Genomic DNA, 16,057 nt, shown 5'->3' with positions numbered 1-16,057 from the left:
TGGGGTTATTTTGTGCTACCTGTTTAAGGGGATAATCCATTTCCTGCTGTATTAAAGCTTAAACACTGTAGATCACAAGGAGGGAATACTATGAATGCTGATGGAAAGGGTGCGTGCATTACCAGAAACGACCGGACCATTCTGCTGGAATGCGGCCATCCCGGATATGAGGAAGCCCGGGCAGTCCTGGCTGATTTTGCCGAGCTTGTCAAAAGCCCTCCGGTCTATCACACCTACCGGATAACGCCGTTGTCCCTGTGGAATGCAGCGGCTGGAGGCCAGGAGGCAGAGGCGGTTATTGCTAAGCTCCGCAGGCTGTCACGCTGGGGAATTCCCTCCGCCCTTGAGGGTGAAATCAGGCAGCTGATGTCCCGGTACGGAAGATTGCAACTGCGCACGCATGAAACTGATCCGCTGCTCATTACGCTCTCGGCTGATCAGGACGGACTGCTGGATGAACTGGAGGGCAGCCTGATTCTGAAAGAGCTGGGCTGGTACAGGGCAGGCTCTTTGCAGAGCTATTGTCCGAAGAGCAACAGGGGGCTGCTCAAGCAGGAATTAACAGGACTTGGTTATCCGGTACTCGATTATGCCGGTTTCCGGGACGGGCAGGAGCTGAAGCTTGCCTGGACAGAGGAAGCGGGGCAGGGGGCCGGAATTAGCGGGGAGGCTTTCGGGCTCCGGGATTATCAGAGGGATGCTATCCGGCAGTTCCAGGGGATTGGGGGCATCGGCGGCAGCGGTGTTGTTGTTCTGCCTTGCGGTGCGGGCAAAACGGTAGTAGGGATTGCAGTACTGGAGCATCTGCAGTGTGAAACGCTGATCCTTACCTCCAGCACCACCTCGGTCGAGCAGTGGCGGGGTGAGCTGCTGCAGCGGACGACCCTGAACGCGGATGAAGTCGGGGAATATTCCGGTGAGAAGCGGGAGGTACGGCCTGTCACGGTCGCCACCTATCAGATTCTGACCCACCGTACAGCCAAGGGAGGACCGTTTGTCCACATGAATCTGTTCAATGAGCGCAACTGGGGACTCATAATTTATGACGAGGTCCATCTGCTCCCGGCTCCTGTCTTCCGGGCAACGGCAGACATTCAGGCTACGCGCCGGCTGGGTCTTACAGCAACGCTGGTCCGGGAGGACGGCCGGGAAGGTGATGTGTTCTCCCTGATCGGGCCCAAATGTTACGATCTGCCCTGGAAGGTGCTGGAGAGGCAGGGATGGATTGCGGCAGTGGACTGTACGGAAGTGATAGTCCCGATGGATGAGCGGCTGCGGCAGCAATATATCTATGCCGGGGCGAAAGAACAGTTCCGCCTGGCGGCCGGCAATCAGGCTAAGGCTGCGGCCGCGGCATCGATTGCTGCGGCACATGCCGGGGCGGCGATTTTGGTGATCGGCCAGTACCTGGACCAGCTGGAGCAGCTGGCGGAGACTCTGGGCGCGCCGCTTATTACCGGCAAAACTACACAGAAGGAACGGAGCGCATTGTATGCCGCCTTCAACGAAGGGCGGCTGCCCCTGCTGGTCGTCTCGAAGGTGGCTAATTTTGCCGTCAATCTGCCGGATGCCTCGGTAGCGATTGAGGTATCCGGAGCCTTCGGCTCGCGGCAGGAGGAGGCTCAGCGGCTGGGGCGTATTTTGCGGCCTAAGCCTGGCGACAACAAGGCGTATTTCTATACGCTGGTCTCGGGGGACAGCAGGGAGCAGGAATTTGCCTTGCGGCGCAGGATGTTCTTAACCGAGCAGGGCTACGATTACGCAGTCAGAATGCTGGAATCCGCGGAGGAGGCTATTCTATGATGAGGCAGGAGCCTGATGCAGATATTCAGAAGCTGACGCCGGAAGCACAGGCAGTACTCCAGGCGATTTGTGCGGAACATGCAGCCAGGCCTTGTGCGGCGGATAGCATTGAACGGCTGCGGCCGGCATTCCTGTGCCGCGCTGAGCAGGAGCTGGCGCTGAACGAGCTGCTCATGGCAGGAATGCTGGAGCAGCGCCAGACAATGTGGGGAGAGAAGCTGTATCAGATCCCGCAGCAGAGGTTCCCCCGGATCGGGCGTAGCTTCTGGCTTGCCTGTCCGCAGAGTCTTGGAGAAACAGATGTACAGGCCCAGCTTGCTGCCTGCACGGGTCTGGCTGCCGAGCTGTTCCGGGGGCTGTTATTTACAGCGCGGGAGGGCTTGCCGCTGACGGCCAAGGGACTCATACACAAGAAGCAGCTCGGTCTGCTGGCAGGCCAGCTGTCGGTGCAGGAGGAGCATCTTGCTGGACTTAAGCTCAACCAGGCCAGTTCTGAGCCTTACCCGCTTCCGGTAACAGTTATCGTAGATTTGATGGCTGTTCTGGGTCTGATCAGCCGCAGCAGCAGCGGATATTTAATAGACATAACGAAGCTGCAGTGCTGGCTGGAGCTGACCGAGCAGGAGATGACCGATACGCTATACCGTATTGTAATCAGCCGATACGGCTCACCGGAGCCTGCCGGACAGCATTTCAGACATCTGATCTCCACGGCGGAATTCCCCCCGGGAGAATGGTTTGCCGTGCCGCCTCTTCTGGATTGGATGATACAGAGAGGCCTTGCCAAAGAGCAGTCCGTTGCTGGGCCGGACGGTCCGGAGCTGCAAGCGTCCGCCATTGCCTGGCTCCGCTGCCTGGCAGGCTTCGGCTGGTGTGACCTGGGTTATTCAGCCAAGGGAGAGCCCTGCTTCCGGTGGAAGGCAGTGAAGCCGCAATTGGACAGAGCTTCGGCAGGTACAATAGAACCGGAGATAAGCGGAGAAGATACAGGTATTGTGAAAGCGGAGGAATCGCAACCAGATAAAGTCTTCGGCGGAACTGCTGTACCAGAAGGCTGGCCAGAACATGAGCATGATTATGAGCAGGAGCAGGAGCAGGAGCAGGAGCAGGTGGAGGTGGAGCAGGAGGAGCAGGAGGAGGTGCAGAAGGAGGAGGTACTCTCCGGCAGCTCATTGAAGTCAGGGCAGACTGGCGCGGACTGGGGTTTGCCTGCAGAATCTGCTGTACCTGCGGCCGGCAGGTTCGTTGTCCAGCCGGATTTTGAGGTGCTGGTCCCGCCTGAAGTTCCGTATACCATCCGCTGGACCCTGGCAGGATACGCCGAGCTACTGCATAATCAGGACCTCTGGAGCTTCCGGCTGACCCGGGAAATGCTGGAGTCCGCAGCGGAGCTGGGCTGTCCTCCCGGGAATGCCATTGCTTGGCTTACCGCGCATGCTCAGGGAGGGCTGCCGGAGCAGGTGGAGCTGTCGCTTCGGCAGTGGGCTAAGGGAATCGGGCGGACATCATTGTCCGAGGTTATTCTGCTGTCCTGTGCAGGTGAACAGGAGAGCGGAGATATTGCTGCGCATCCCCGGCTGCAGGATATTCTGACCCGGATTGGCCCGCTCCACTTCATCGTTCGCCCGGAAACTGTCGGCCAGCTGCGCAAGGAGCTGGCTGCAGCCGGGCTGGCTCCGCCAAGAATCATCGGCGGCCGGGAGGAGGCCTTGAAGCCGCACAACCCGTTCGGACCTTTTGAACGGTCCGCAGCATCACTCCGTTATGAGCTTCCTTCTCCTGCCGGGGAACGGGGACTGCTTGGTGCTGCAGCGTATCCGAAGCTCCTGCCGCTGGCGGGGACAGCGCAGGATCAGGAGCTGCTTCCGGGTGAAGATGCCGTTCCACAAATGTGGTTCAACCAGTGGAGGCAATACCATGTGACAACGGCGCAGAAGGTGATGGAGCAGGCGCTGGGCTGGGGAATAAAGGTTAGAATTTCCGTGCAAGGCCAAACTGCAGACTTCATTCCCGAGCAAATAAGCGGCCGCCCGTGGAGAGCACGGGGGAATCTGCTGCGTTCAGGTTCAGGGACTGTAGAGCAGATTCAGCTTGCCGCCGAAGACTGGCAGGAAATGAAGCTGCTGCATCCGGTCAAACAGAGAAATTCCTCTTCTTCTCGAGCAGCCGGATATGTTATGATAAGGTAGTCTACCGTTTGCGGTAGAACATTAATGCAGAAAAGAGTTGAAGTTCATGAGCGTAGCGGAATTAAATACGGTCGATATGGCCGAAGTGCTGACATACGCCTATGAATTAGGCGATATGATTAATCAATCCGCCGAAGTGTCGGATTACTTATACTGGAAAGGGCGGGTCGATCAGAGCCCCGAAATCCAGGCCATGGTCAGACGGCTGCAGAGCAAGAAGGAGCTGTTTGAGGAGACACAGCGGTTTGGACATTTTCACCCGAACTATCATTCGGCCAAGGATGAGGTTGAGTTAGTAGAGCGGGAGCTGGAACAGTTCGAAGAGGTTGTCCGCTTCAAGAATGCAGAGAAGACGCTGGATGATATTCTTCACTCCATGTCAGAAGCAATCGCCTTCTCGGTATCGGACAGCATCAAGGTTCCGAGCAATGACCCGTCCCCCAAAGGCGGATGCGGCAGCGGAGGCAAATGCTCTTGCGGATAAGCTAGCCGTATAGAGAATAGAGAAAGAAAGGCGGATGAGCTTATGTTTGCGGAACGGACAGGTTATATCGTTTGGGTTAGCGACGTCAAGGCAGCGCGTAACCTGGAGAAATACGGAACACTGCACTATGTTTCCCGAAAGATGCACTATGCGGTAATGTATGTGAACGCGGAACGCGCCGAGGAAGTTATGAAGAATGTCCGCAGACTTTCCTACGTGCGTAAGATTGAGCGTTCCTACCGCAATGAACTCAAGACTGAATACACCAGCAATGGGCCAGACAAGTCCCGTTATTACGGTTTGTAAATTCAAATATAGCCATTTTGGACAGGCGCCGCTGGCGTCTGTTTTTTTGTATTTAATATATTTTATGATCACGTAACAATGTGCCAATGATGGGGCAGACGAGCCAAATGTATGCTCAAAACCGAATACAATGTGCCGATGATAGGGTAGATGAGCCAAATGTATGCGAAAAACCGAATACAATGTGCCAATGATAGGGTAGACGAGCCAAATGTATGCGAAAAACCGAATACAATGTGCCGATGATAGGGTAGATGAGCCAAATGTATGTGAAAAACCGAGTACAATGTGGGGAATGAATACCTTGGAATCTGCCGAAAGGGGGATGGATGACATTTTGCAGGGGGAATGTTAACTAAATTGACAGCTAATCGCCGGTGACTTACTATATCCTCAAGGAAAGCAAGCTGATACCGCTGGGACTATCTGCAATAGATCTATACAATAAATACAACACAATAAATACAACGCAACGAGTTCAACAGAGGGCGCAGACGTAATAGGCACGCATGGCAGAGCGATGCAAGGCTGATAAGGCGTCTTTTTTTATACTTTGGCATTTATTTAGGCACTGCAGCAGGCGGGAGGGAACGGCATAGAACTGAAGCGCGAAATCACCAGTGTCGGAATTGATATTGGAACGAGTACGACTAAAATAGTCTTCAGCAGACTTACGGTCGGACGGAGATATGGTCTGTCCATGCTTCCGCAATATCAAATTACGGAGCGGAATATTATATATGAAAGCCCGATGCATCTAACACCGTTGATAGGCGAATCGCAAATCGATCTTCCGGCGCTACAGCAGATCTTGTCGGCAGAGTACCACAGCGCGGCACTGAAGCCTGAGGAGGTAGATACAGGGGCTGTCATTATTACTGGAGAAACGGCGGTAAGATCGAACGCGGATTCCATCCTCCATCAGCTGGCGGGAGAGTCGGGAGAGTTCGTGGTTGCCCAGGCAGGCGGGGATCTGGAGGCTGTCCTTGCAGGCAAAGGCGCTGGAGCGGAAGCTCATTCGCGAAGAGCGGCGGGGACGATAGTCAATGTGGATATCGGAGGCGGTACGGCAAACGCGGCATATTTCAATAGCGGAAGTTGCATAGGAACCTTGAACTTTCATATCGGCGGCCGGCTGATCATGCTGGATAAGGCTGGAACCGTAGCGAAAATATATCCTGCAGCCCGGCAATGGCTGAACCGGGAAGGGCTCTGGCTGCAAGAGGGGGAGCAGGCGGATTGGCCTGTGCTGCAGGAGGTCACCCGGAGATGGAGTGAACTGCTGCTGGAGGTCCTGCTTAAGGGCAGTGATCCGCAAGCCTGTCCATTAATCTATGGTCACCCGGACCTACCGGCTGCATTTGCAAGAGAGACTGCAGTTACGGAGCTTTGGATCTCCGGGGGTGTGGGTGCATTAATGGAGCAGGCCGCTCCCCGCAATATCGCGGAGACTGCAAGGTATGGGGATATCGGGCCACTGCTGGTTCATGCCATTAAAAAGACAGCCGAACACTACCCGGTGAAGCTGCAGGCCGCTCCAGGCGCGCAGCGGGCTACAGTGATTGGTGCCGGTGTTCATACCCTGCAGCTCAGCGGTTCAACGGTTTATGCAGACCCCAACCTGCTGCCGCTGCGGAATATTCCCGTTGTAGAAATGGTCTGGCCCGTACAGGTCCAGAACGTTGAGCAGCCGGATGCGTTTTTAGCCTCTATACAAGCCGCTTTTGCTGCGGGAGCCATAAGGCACGGTTCAATTGAACCGGAAGCAATGCAGTTTGCAATCGCCATCCCGGAAATCACCCCCTGTTCCTATTCTGTGTTACGCCGGGTTGCTGAAGCAGTGACCGGGTGTTCCCGGAAGTATAAGCTGAAGCTTTGCATCCTAATCTGTGAGAATGACATTGCCAAAGCTTTGGGCAATTGTGTCTATCTGCTATCCCAAGGCCGGCAAGCCTGCGTCTGTCTGGACCAGATTACTGTGGCGCATGGCGATTATATTGACATTGGAATCCCGGCGGACGGGAATTATATACCGGTTGCCGTCAAGACCCTGGTTTTCAATTCAACAAATTAGGCGGAAAGGAAGTGATAACCGATGAAGCTGACAGTCTCCCTGCTTGGCGAGAGCTACCGGTTTCATGATCTGAAGGCGCTGTTCGCCAAAGCGAATGAAGAAAAGTCCGGGGACCAGCTTGCAGGAATCGCTGCAGCGGACGACCGCGAACGGATGGCAGCCAAGCTTGTGCTGGCCGATTTGACGCTGGCGGATATCCGCAGCCACCCGCTGCTGCCACCCGAGACGGACGAGGTGTCCAGAGTGATCGAAGAGGGAGTGGATGAAGCGGTCTACGAAACGATCCGCAGCTGGACGGTTGGAGAGCTGAGAGAACAGCTGCTCGCTGCATCTGAGAATGAGGTGCGCCGGATCGGCAGAGGCCTGAATAGTGAGATGGCCGCTGCGGCGGCCAAGCTGATGTCCAATCTGGATCTGATCCAGACCGCGGCCAAGTGTGAAGTGATTACCCGCTGCAATACTACGCTGGGAGAACGCGGGCGGCTCGGGAGCCGGGCCCAGCCCAATCATCCTACGGATGATCCGCTGGGGATGAAGGCTTCCATCTATGAAGCATTGAGCTACGGCATCGGGGATGCGGTAATCGGTATCAATCCTGTCATTGATACAACAGACAATATTATCCGCCTCCTCCACGAAACCAAAGAGGTCATTCACAGATGGGGCATACCAACGCAGAACAGTGTGCTTGCCCATGTGACCACCCAGATGAGAGCGATATCCAAAGGGGCTCCGGCGGATCTGATCTTCCAGAGTCTTGCCGGTACAGAGAGCGGCAACCAATCCTTCGGGATTGATCTGCGGCTGCTGCAAGAAGCGGATCAGCTGATCCGGGAGTCCGGCACGGCCAGCGGGGAGAACCGCTGGTATTTCGAGACGGGCCAGGGATCTGAGCTGTCAGCGGGCAGTCATCACGGTGTGGACCAGCTGACACTGGAATCCCGCTGCTATGGACTGGCCAAAGCGTTCAAGCCGTTTCTGGTGAACACCGTCGTCGGTTTTATCGGACCCGAGTACCTGTATGACAGCAAGCAGGTAATCCGGGCCGGGCTTGAGGATCATTTCATGGGCAAGATCCAGGGACTCCCGATGGGTGTGGATGTCTGTTATACGAACCACATGAAGGCAGACCAGAATGACATGGATAACTTAGCTGTCCTCCTGGCGGCCGCCGGAGTAAACTTCTTCATCGGGGTTCCGATGGCGGATGACTGCATGCTGAATTACCAGTCGACCAGCTTTCATGATATTGCTACTGTACGGGAGCTGCTGCGTCTGCAGCCGGGGGCAGAGTTCTCAGCTTGGGCGGACAAAATGGGCATCCTGAAGAATGGCCGACTGACTGCACTTGCCGGTGATCCGACGCGGTTCATCTAAACAATGAAGGAGGAGCAAGCATGGTATTCCACGATCCGGAGGGAATGGAAAGATTGCGTAAGGCTACACCGGCGCGGATCGGCACAGGCCGGGCAGGAACACGGCCGACGACCCGTGAGCAGCTGCAGCTGCGCCTGGATCATGCGGCTGCAGTCGATTCAGTATACGGCAGCGTCAGCAGCACCTTGCTGGATGAGCTGGAGCTGTTTGCAGTTGACTCAGAGGTGACGGACAAGGAGCTGTACCTGAAACGGCCGGATCTGGGACGGCAGCTGCCGGAGAGCAGTATCCGGCTTCTGCGGGAGCGCTGTATCCAGGCTCCGCAGGTGCAGATTGTGGTGTCAGACGGACTAAGTGCCGATGCCATTGAGAGCAACCTGCGGGATATTTATCCGGCGCTGCTGGACTCTCTGGCAGTTCACGGGCTTACTGCGGGGACACCGTTTTTTGTGCGGAAGGCCAGGGTCGGCTGTATGAATGCTATTGGCGATATTCTGGAGCCCGAAGTGATTGTAATGCTGATCGGAGAACGTCCGGGACTGATCACCTCCCGGTCCATGAGTGCTTATCTTGGCTACAGGCCGCGTTCAGGAATGACAGATTCCCAGCGGATGGTTCTATCCAACATTCATCAGGGAGGCACTCCTCCGGTTGAGGCCGGAGCTCATCTGGGCAGCCTAATCGCCAGGATGCTGGAGCTCAGAATGAGCGGAGTCGGGCTGGAGCTGTAACTGAGCTTTAATCCTAAAGTATCCTATAAGTCTCATGCTCTTTTGTGCATCTAACCTAACCTCATTCCGCCAATGCGGGCCTGAGGTTATTTGCTGTACCCGGAAATACCTTGAGTATGTTCCGGTTAGTACAACAGCTCATTTAATACAACTATTTGTGTATCCAGTATCAATTGGGTATTCAGTGATAGTTGTAGTTTGTGCAGTTAAAAACAGCGATAAGATGTGCTTGCATCGTTTAACTGTATTCTGTACAACTAAATCTGCCAAAATGGGTGGAAACCTTCTGCTACAGTCACTTTAATTGCACGAAATACAACTAAACGTTGAGGGGGTTCAAAGTCAGAGGATTTAGTTGTACAAAGTGCAATTAAGCATACCGGATACTCCTAGGCACATATCATGTCCGGATCACTGCAGACCCTCAGCAGGCGTTTTGCCTAAGTGATTTGTACTAGTGTGAATCTGACGCTATACCAGTCCGGGATTGTCCTAAATTACTGCCGGAACCGTTGACTGCGGCCCATAGTTTATACCTGCTTAATACTTCCGGACTATGCTGGAGAGAGTGACAAAATTCACGAAGAAAACATACGGGTGATAAAATGAATAAATCAGGGACACTGTCCCGCAAGCTGGCGGCGCTGCCGCAATACTTTCAGCATCTGAGCGGAAGATTCAGGGAAGAAGCCAGGGAGCTGGGCAGATTATCGATGCTGCTTGATATTATGGATAAGGAGATGCTGGATACGTTCTTTCAGCCGATTCTGCATTTGCGGAGCGGGATAACGATCGGACATGAAGTGCTGAACCGTCCGCCCAGGTCCCCGCAGTTCCCGAGCACCGAGCATTTCTATGATTTTGCCGGAAGGACAGAGCAGATGTTCAGATTCGAGCAGTATTGCCGGAGAATGTCCTTGTCCCGTTATATGGAGAGGCTGCCGGAGGCGGATGCTGCGGGAGATAAACTGTTATTTGTTAACGTGCATCCGGGGGTGCTGAATGATTCCCGTCACAAAAGCGGTGAAACCCTTACCCTCCTGAAGGAGCTGGGACTTGCGCCGGAGCGTGTGGTGTTTGAGCTGACAGAACGTCAGGCCGTGCAGGATTATATCGGATTCGAGAAAGTGTTGTCCCATTATCGTGAACAGGGCTTCCGCATTGCCGTTGACGATGCCGGCTCCGGTTACAATAGTCTCAAGACGCTGGTCTACCTGAAGCCGGAGTTCATTAAGCTGGACAAGTCGCTGATCCGCGGAATTCACAGCAGCAGGGAACAGCAGGAGCTGCTGGAGCTGGTCAGGGAATACGCGGACCGCTCGTCTACCCGGGTGATTGCCGAAGGCATTGAGACGGCGCAGGAGCTGCTTTTTTTGCAGATGGCGGGAGTGGAATTTGGTCAAGGTTATGCGCTTGGAAGACCGGCTCACCAGCCTGTAGATGGAGGCTTCCCGTCTTCGGCACTGCCGTTTCCAGTAAGAGGAGGGTATAGGCATGTTTCTTCAAATTGGTGAAATCGCCGAACAGATTCCGGAAATTACGATCCATCACAAATGCGAGTACGTAGATCAGATTTTCAAAAAGAATCCACAGCTCCAAGGCGTCGCAGTAACTGAGAATGGCTGTACGGTAGCGCTCATCATGAGAATCCGTTTTTATCAGCAGATCGGTACGCTGTATGGTTATACGCTGTATATGGGCAGATCCGTGGAGCTGGTGATGGATAAAAATCCGCTTGTGGTGGATTATAAGACACCGATCATTGATGTGAGCAGGCTGGCTATGGCCAGGAACGAAGAGAATCTGTATGACTATGTGATCGTCACCCACGGGAACGCATTGTTCGGAGCGGTGAGCGTGCGGGATCTGTTGCTTAATTTTGCGGAAATTCAGGCGGTCGCGGCCAGCTTTCTGAACCCGTTAACGGGACTGCCGGGCAATGTCAGCATTACAGAGTGGATGGTTAAATCTCTGCTGCAGGAGCAGTTCAGTGTTCTTTACATTGATCTGGATCACTTTAAGGCCTACAACGATACATACGGGTTTAAGGAAGGCGACCGGATGATTCAGGCTACGGCGGAGCTTCTGAAGCATGAGGCGCTGCGTCTGGACGGTTTTTTGGGACATATCGGCGGGGATGACTTTATTATCTTCATCAGCCATTATCAATATGAGGAGTGCTGCAGGAGCATCATCAGGGCGTTCGATATGGTGGTACAAGATTTCTATCATGCCGGGCATCTGGCCCGGCAGTTTGTGCTGACCGAGAGCCGTTCAGGACGGATGGAGGAAATTCCGCTGGTCTCGATCTCCATCGCCGTTGTAACGAACCGCAGCCGCAGATTCGCTTCGGTTGAGGATCTGTCCGGAGAGGCGGCCCGCTTCAAAAAAAGCTGCAAAATGATCAAAGGCAGCAGCTATGTCGATGACAGCGATATCAGCCTGCACAAGATCGGACACTAAGACTCACGCCTGTACACTTCACAGGGAGGGCGGAATGCTTGAACAACAGACATCAATGCGGTAAGATTGACAACAATAAGAGCATGCCAAGACCCTTTTACGTGGAGTGTGATGACAATGCATGGCAAGGGGATGGAATGGTGGGGGGCGTATGAGCCCTTCCATATCGTGCTGAATAACTACGGGATTGCCGATATCGTGCTTACCCAGCATGCGAAGAGCCGCTATGCAGACCGGGTCGCTGAGGAGAATAACGGGAACGGCGAAGTGACGGCATGGATCTGGCAATGCTTGAAGCAGAACAGGGTTAGACCCTATTCGCACAGTGAGTATAATGCCTATCTGATCGACGATGATACGGTGATTGTGGTCGATTTCAGGCAGCTTGAGGGCGTAACCACGCTCTCCGGTGAGCCGCTGTACGTCATGGTGGTGGTGTCGTTTCTCGGCCGGATTTCGGCGACTCCCCAGCTGCGGGATCTCAAGAAATACTATTCGTGGCTGCGCCACTCCCGCCGCATGAAGGTGATGAAGAAGCGCCGCAGACGCAAGTAGAAGAGAGTATGGCAACGAAGGCATGCGGCTTATGGCTGCGTGCCCTTTTTTGAAGAATTGCCATTCATATCGCCACTTTGAGTGGTTATTTTGAAAAGGAGTCAGAAAAGCATGAACTTTCACCAGCTACATATTTTTTATACCGTATCCGAACGGGGCAGCTTCTCGGCCGCGGCACTGACGCTGCATATGACACAGCCCGCAGTGACGATGCAGATTCAGGCGCTGGAGGATTATTTCGGAGCCAAGCTGTTTGACCGGTCGACTAAAAAAATAATGCTCTCCGAAGCCGGCCGCACGCTGATGCCATTCGCGCTGCGCAGTATGCAGCTGATGCGGGAGACGGATCAGGCGATGTCAGCCTTCACCCATATGCTGGAGGGCCGGCTGCAGCTGGGCGCAAGCCTGACGATCGGCGAATATGTGCTTCCGCGCCTGCTCGGTCCCTTCGGCAGGGAATACCCGAACATCTCAATCATGATGAAGGTGATGAACACCACGCAGATTATGGAGGAGATTAACAAACACCAGCTGAACTTCGGGCTGATCGAAGCGCCGGTGTCCCATCCGGATATGGTCATCGAGCCGGTCATGGGCGATGAGCTCAAGCTGATCGTTCCGCAGGGTCATCCGCTGGCTGACCAGGCTGAAGTTACCCTAAGCGATGCGCTCGGCTATCCGTTCGTGCTCCGTGAGCAGGGCTCAGGGACCCGGCGGGTGATGGAAGAGCAGCTGCTGGCGAAGGGGCTTGATCCCGGCGCCATGCGGATTGTGATGGAGCTGGGCAGTACAGGCGCTGTGAAGTCGGCTGTGGAGGCCGGGCTTGGAATTACGATTATTTCAACATCATCAGTTAAGCATGAAGTGGCGCTTGGACTGCTGAAGATTGTCAATCTCACAGATGCCTCGTTCAAACGGCAGTTCTACGCGATTCATCTGAAGTCGACGCTGCTGCCGATTTCGGCTGTGACGTTCCTGACCTTCCTGCGCCAGCATGCGGACGGGCAATAGAACGGCTAAGGCGTCTGTACTGGGGCGGGGTCCGGGGCAGGAACCCGCAGACAAGATATAACTTGGAGAATGGAGGGGCATTCATATGGATGAGAAGAATAATAACCGTGAGTATACGCAGGGAATAGAAGAGGGGCGAGCTCCGGGAAGATGTGATCTGCATAGCCACACACAGGCTTCGGACGGTATGCAGCCTCCGGCTGAGAATGTGCGTCTGGCTTATGAGAAAGGGCTGGCAGCGGTAGCCATTACCGACCATGATACCGTAAGCGGTATTGCAGAAGCGCTGGAAGCCGGTAAGCGGCTGGGAATTACGGTGGTTCCCGGTGTAGAGATCAGCACGCGGGCCGGAGGGAAAGAGATTCACGTGCTCGGCTATTATATCGATACGGAGCAGGAGCTGTTCCTGTCCCGGCTGGAACAGCAGCGGAATACCCGCCTGGGGCGAAATGAGGCAATAATAGACAAGCTTCGCGGACTGGGGATTGAGATCAGCATGGAGCAGGTGTTATCGGGCATGGGCCGTGAGCTGAAGCCGGATGAGAGTGTTGGCCGGCCGCATATTGCCGATGAGCTGGTGCGCCTGGGAGCAGCTGCGGACATGCGGGATGCGTTTGATAAATATCTGGCTGAAGGTGCAGCGGCGTATGTATCGCCTCCGCGCATCACGCCGGAAACCGCTTGCCGCTGGATACAGGAAGCGGGCGGTGCAGCGGTGCTGGCCCATCCCGGCATTTACGGGGATGATGAACTGGTGCGGAAGATCCTGGAGACCGGTGCTCTGCGCGGAATCGAGGTCTACCATTCCGATCATGGTCCGGCGGAGCATGAGCGTTATCTTGCGCTGGCTGAGGAATTCGGCTTGCTGGTCACCGGCGGCTCGGATTTCCATGGGGCGCGGCAAGGCGTGATTTTCCACGGGGATATCGGCAGTGTCCATGTCTCCACAGCTGTGCTGGAGCAATTGAAGGCAGCCCGAAGCTGAGCCTGAACCTGAATGGTAAGCGATCCACCTTAGGAAAGGCCGGTAGCCTGTGAAAATACCTGCCCTATGAAACTTGTAGGGCGGCAATACCAAAAACAACCTCCATTCCATTGGCGATGATGCCAATGGCTGGAGGTTGTTTGGTTTCCCTGGACTAGCTTCGCAGAACGCTTGCCAGACCTTTGATACGCTCTTCATCCGGTGTGACGAATAGCGTCCGCTGATGATCGTAGATGACGAAGCCCGGTTTAGCCCCGCTTGGTTTACGGATGTACCGGATCAGGGTGCTGTCTACCGGAACGCTGCTCGACTGCTTCGCCTGGCTGAAGTAAGCGGCGAGCTGGGCAGCTTCTTCTAAGGTTGCATCGCCGAATTCCTCGCTGCGGATGACTACATGCGAACCCGGAATGTCCTTCGTGTGCAGCCAGGTATCGTTCGCCGAAGCCAGACGGTTGGTGACATATTCGTTCTGCAGGTTGTTTTTGCCTACATAGATGTCGATGCCTTCAGAAGAGGTGAACACTTGCAGGGTAGGGCGGGTGGCCTTTTTCTTCTTTTTGCCCTTTTTGCTGCGGTCACGCAGGTAGCCCTGACTTACCAGCTCCTCACGGATTTCCTCGATGTCATTCAGTGAGGCGTGGGCGAGCTGCTGCTGCAGCGTCTCCATGTAGGCAATCTCCTCATGGGTCTTGAGCAGCTGTTCGCCGATGACCCGCAGGCTGTTCTTATATTTGTTGTATTTCTTGAAATAGCGCTGCGCATTGTCCGTAGGGCTTAAGAGCGGATCTAGCGGAACAGTGATTTCTGCCTGATTCTCATCGTAATAGTTTACTAGCTTTGCCGTCTTATCCCCTTTGTTCAAAGTGTGCAGGGAAGCGAACAGCAGCTCGCCCCAGATCCGGAACTGGTCGGCGTCCTGGGCCTCGTCCAGATCCTTCTGCAGATTGGCAAGCTTCTTAATGTTTTTGCCGCGTTCATTGCCGAGGAAACGGATCAGGTCGCTTACCCGCTGCTTCACGGTATCCTTCTCCGCTTTATCCCCGTAATAATCCTCCAGGCATGTGCTGATGGAGCTGTACTGCTTCACTTTCCCGCCCATCAGCTTCAGCGGTATGGCGGAGAAGATGGGCTTGCCTTTGGCATTCAAGCCGGAGACCGGCGAGAACCGGAGCTCCCTAACCGGCTCCATTACAGAATTGAAGGCTTCCCACAGCTGGTCCGGGTGGTTTACCCCGCTGCTGAACTCCTGGGCATCGCCCCCGAGTGCCTTGTAGCGGTGGACGATCTCACCGGCAATGAGCGGACTCAGGCCGTTAAAAGCATGCACAAGCCAGCCCGTAGGGTCGGCTGATGGGGAAGGGCCGCCGGAGCCGTCGGCTTTCGGTTCTTCCAGTGAGGCCAGAAGCCCCGCAATCTCGCCCTCGATCATATCCTCCTCAGGCTCCTCCGGATGCTCCGCAGCATATAGGGCGGCTACTTCTGCCGAAGCCATCAACGAGATGAAAGCGGCCTGGCTTATGCCGAGCGGATTCAGCTTATGCTGCTGCGGCGGCTCGGTATAGGCTGCGCCCGGCATAACGACCCGGTAGCTGCTGATTGACGGGGTGACGTGATGAATCCCGTCGATAATCGTGCCGGTGGACAGCTCGGTCAGAATGATGTTGCTATGCCGTCCCATCAGCTCAATGATGATCTTTTTGGCGGAGACATCTCCCAGCTCATCCCGGGTCCTGATAGTGATATGAATGATCCGCTCCATGCCCACCTGCGTGATGCTCTCGATGGTGCCGCCTTCACAATGCTTGCGCATCAGCATGCAGAACATTGGCGCTTCCGCCGGATTGATAGTGCTTCTCTCGGTCAGATGCAGCCGGGGATAGGTCGGATTCGCTGACAGCAGCAGCTTGCCGCCGCCGCCCGCACCGCGAAGGGTGAAGATCAGGTCATGTGTGCTGGGTTGATATATTTTGCTGACGCGTGCACCAATGAAGGATTGAAGCTCATGCACGATCGCTTTGGTAACGATGCCGTCTAATGCCATGATAAAGTTCTCCTGTCGCCTAAAAATAATGTACTCCC

At 54.9% G+C, this 16,057-nt stretch carries 13 protein-coding genes; 12 read left to right on the top strand and 1 reads right to left on the bottom strand.

Translation table 11 applies throughout. The annotated features are described in order from the left end of the window. The first annotated feature begins 90 nt into the window (after positions 1–90). From NSQ73_RS18185 to NSQ73_RS18130, 12 genes are all read left to right on the top strand, one after another. Positions 91–1,803 (top strand): DNA repair helicase XPB, encoded by a 1,713-nt coding sequence (locus tag NSQ73_RS18185; protein WP_340987546.1) that lies wholly within the window; start codon positions 91–93, stop codon positions 1,801–1,803. Then, the gene (locus tag NSQ73_RS18180) at positions 1,800–3,992 is read left to right on the top strand and encodes a helicase-associated domain-containing protein (RefSeq protein WP_340987545.1); all 2,193 of its coding nucleotides are present in this window, start codon (positions 1,800–1,802) and stop codon (positions 3,990–3,992) included. The genes NSQ73_RS18185 and NSQ73_RS18180 overlap by 4 nt, the downstream gene beginning before the upstream one ends. Positions 3,993–4,038: 46 nt before the next feature. Continuing rightward, positions 4,039–4,476: a YlbF family regulator gene (locus NSQ73_RS18175; RefSeq protein WP_042136559.1), complete on the top strand. Its 438-nt coding sequence runs from the start codon at positions 4,039–4,041 to the stop codon at positions 4,474–4,476. Positions 4,477–4,518: 42 nt separating this feature from the next. Beyond that, on the top strand, positions 4,519–4,782 hold the full coding sequence (locus tag NSQ73_RS18170; protein ID WP_020432997.1) for a YlbG family protein: 264 nt from the start codon (positions 4,519–4,521) through the stop codon (positions 4,780–4,782). Positions 4,783–5,353: 571 nt separating this feature from the next. Continuing rightward, a complete protein-coding gene (locus NSQ73_RS18165) occupies positions 5,354–6,856 on the top strand; it encodes an ethanolamine ammonia-lyase reactivating factor EutA (RefSeq protein ID WP_340989317.1) in 1,503 nt (500 codons plus the stop codon). 21 nt (positions 6,857–6,877) lie between these two features. Further along, positions 6,878–8,233, top strand: a complete 1,356-nt coding sequence (locus NSQ73_RS18160) for an ethanolamine ammonia-lyase subunit EutB (protein ID WP_340987544.1) — start codon at positions 6,878–6,880, stop codon at positions 8,231–8,233. Positions 8,234–8,253: 20 nt separating this feature from the next. After that, the gene (gene eutC, locus NSQ73_RS18155; protein ID WP_340987543.1) at positions 8,254–8,964 is read left to right on the top strand and encodes an ethanolamine ammonia-lyase subunit EutC; all 711 of its coding nucleotides are present in this window, start codon (positions 8,254–8,256) and stop codon (positions 8,962–8,964) included. Between the two features lie 605 nt (positions 8,965–9,569). Then, positions 9,570–10,478, top strand: a complete 909-nt coding sequence (locus NSQ73_RS18150; RefSeq protein ID WP_340987542.1) for an EAL domain-containing protein — start codon at positions 9,570–9,572, stop codon at positions 10,476–10,478. Next, complete coding sequence (locus NSQ73_RS18145; RefSeq protein WP_340987541.1) at positions 10,459–11,427, top strand: GGDEF domain-containing protein; 969 nt, start codon at positions 10,459–10,461, stop codon at positions 11,425–11,427. The genes NSQ73_RS18150 and NSQ73_RS18145 overlap by 20 nt, the downstream gene beginning before the upstream one ends. Before the next feature lie 117 nt (positions 11,428–11,544). Further along, entirely contained in the window at positions 11,545–11,982 is a 438-nt protein-coding gene (locus NSQ73_RS18140; RefSeq protein ID WP_340989315.1) for a hypothetical protein, read from the top strand. Between the two features lie 111 nt (positions 11,983–12,093). Then, a complete protein-coding gene (locus NSQ73_RS18135; RefSeq protein ID WP_340987540.1) occupies positions 12,094–12,993 on the top strand; it encodes a selenium metabolism-associated LysR family transcriptional regulator in 900 nt (299 codons plus the stop codon). Positions 12,994–13,117: 124 nt separating this feature from the next. Continuing rightward, positions 13,118–13,978 carry a PHP domain-containing protein gene (locus NSQ73_RS18130; RefSeq protein WP_445669676.1) on the top strand — a complete coding sequence of 287 codons (861 nt, stop codon included), beginning with the start codon at positions 13,118–13,120 and terminating at the stop codon, positions 13,976–13,978. Positions 13,979–14,132: 154 nt separating this feature from the next. Here the strand turns inward: NSQ73_RS18130 and NSQ73_RS18125 are convergent, their stop codons facing one another. After that, positions 14,133–16,019: an Rqc2 family fibronectin-binding protein gene (locus NSQ73_RS18125; protein WP_340987537.1), complete on the bottom strand. Its 1,887-nt coding sequence runs from the start codon at positions 16,017–16,019 to the stop codon at positions 14,133–14,135. Between the last annotated feature and the right edge of the window lie 38 nt (positions 16,020–16,057).

This window comes from Paenibacillus sp. FSL R10-2736 (assembly GCF_038000245.1).
GTDB lineage: Bacteria > Bacillota > Bacilli > Paenibacillales > Paenibacillaceae > Paenibacillus_AQ > Paenibacillus_AQ phytohabitans.
The sequence above is the reverse complement of the archived record's forward strand: the minus strand, read 5'-3'. Positions and strand labels throughout refer to the sequence as shown.

Excerpts from the sequence above, each read along its gene's own strand:
- NSQ73_RS18185 (WP_340987546.1), top strand. The coding sequence starts at position 91 with ATGAATGCTGATGGAAAGGGTGCGTGCATTACCAGAAACGACCGGACC.
- NSQ73_RS18180 (WP_340987545.1), top strand. The coding sequence starts at position 1,800 with ATGATGAGGCAGGAGCCTGATGCAGATATTCAGAAGCTGACGCCGGAA.
- NSQ73_RS18175 (WP_042136559.1), top strand. The coding sequence starts at position 4,039 with ATGAGCGTAGCGGAATTAAATACGGTCGATATGGCCGAAGTGCTGACA.
- NSQ73_RS18170 (WP_020432997.1), top strand. The coding sequence starts at position 4,519 with ATGTTTGCGGAACGGACAGGTTATATCGTTTGGGTTAGCGACGTCAAG.
- NSQ73_RS18160 (WP_340987544.1), top strand. The coding sequence starts at position 6,878 with ATGAAGCTGACAGTCTCCCTGCTTGGCGAGAGCTACCGGTTTCATGAT.
- eutC (WP_340987543.1), top strand. The coding sequence starts at position 8,254 with ATGGTATTCCACGATCCGGAGGGAATGGAAAGATTGCGTAAGGCTACA.
- NSQ73_RS18150 (WP_340987542.1), top strand. The coding sequence starts at position 9,570 with ATGAATAAATCAGGGACACTGTCCCGCAAGCTGGCGGCGCTGCCGCAA.
- NSQ73_RS18145 (WP_340987541.1), top strand. The coding sequence starts at position 10,459 with ATGTTTCTTCAAATTGGTGAAATCGCCGAACAGATTCCGGAAATTACG.
- NSQ73_RS18140 (WP_340989315.1), top strand. The coding sequence starts at position 11,545 with ATGCATGGCAAGGGGATGGAATGGTGGGGGGCGTATGAGCCCTTCCAT.
- NSQ73_RS18135 (WP_340987540.1), top strand. The coding sequence starts at position 12,094 with ATGAACTTTCACCAGCTACATATTTTTTATACCGTATCCGAACGGGGC.
- NSQ73_RS18125 (WP_340987537.1), bottom strand. The coding sequence starts at position 16,019 with ATGGCATTAGACGGCATCGTTACCAAAGCGATCGTGCATGAGCTTCAA.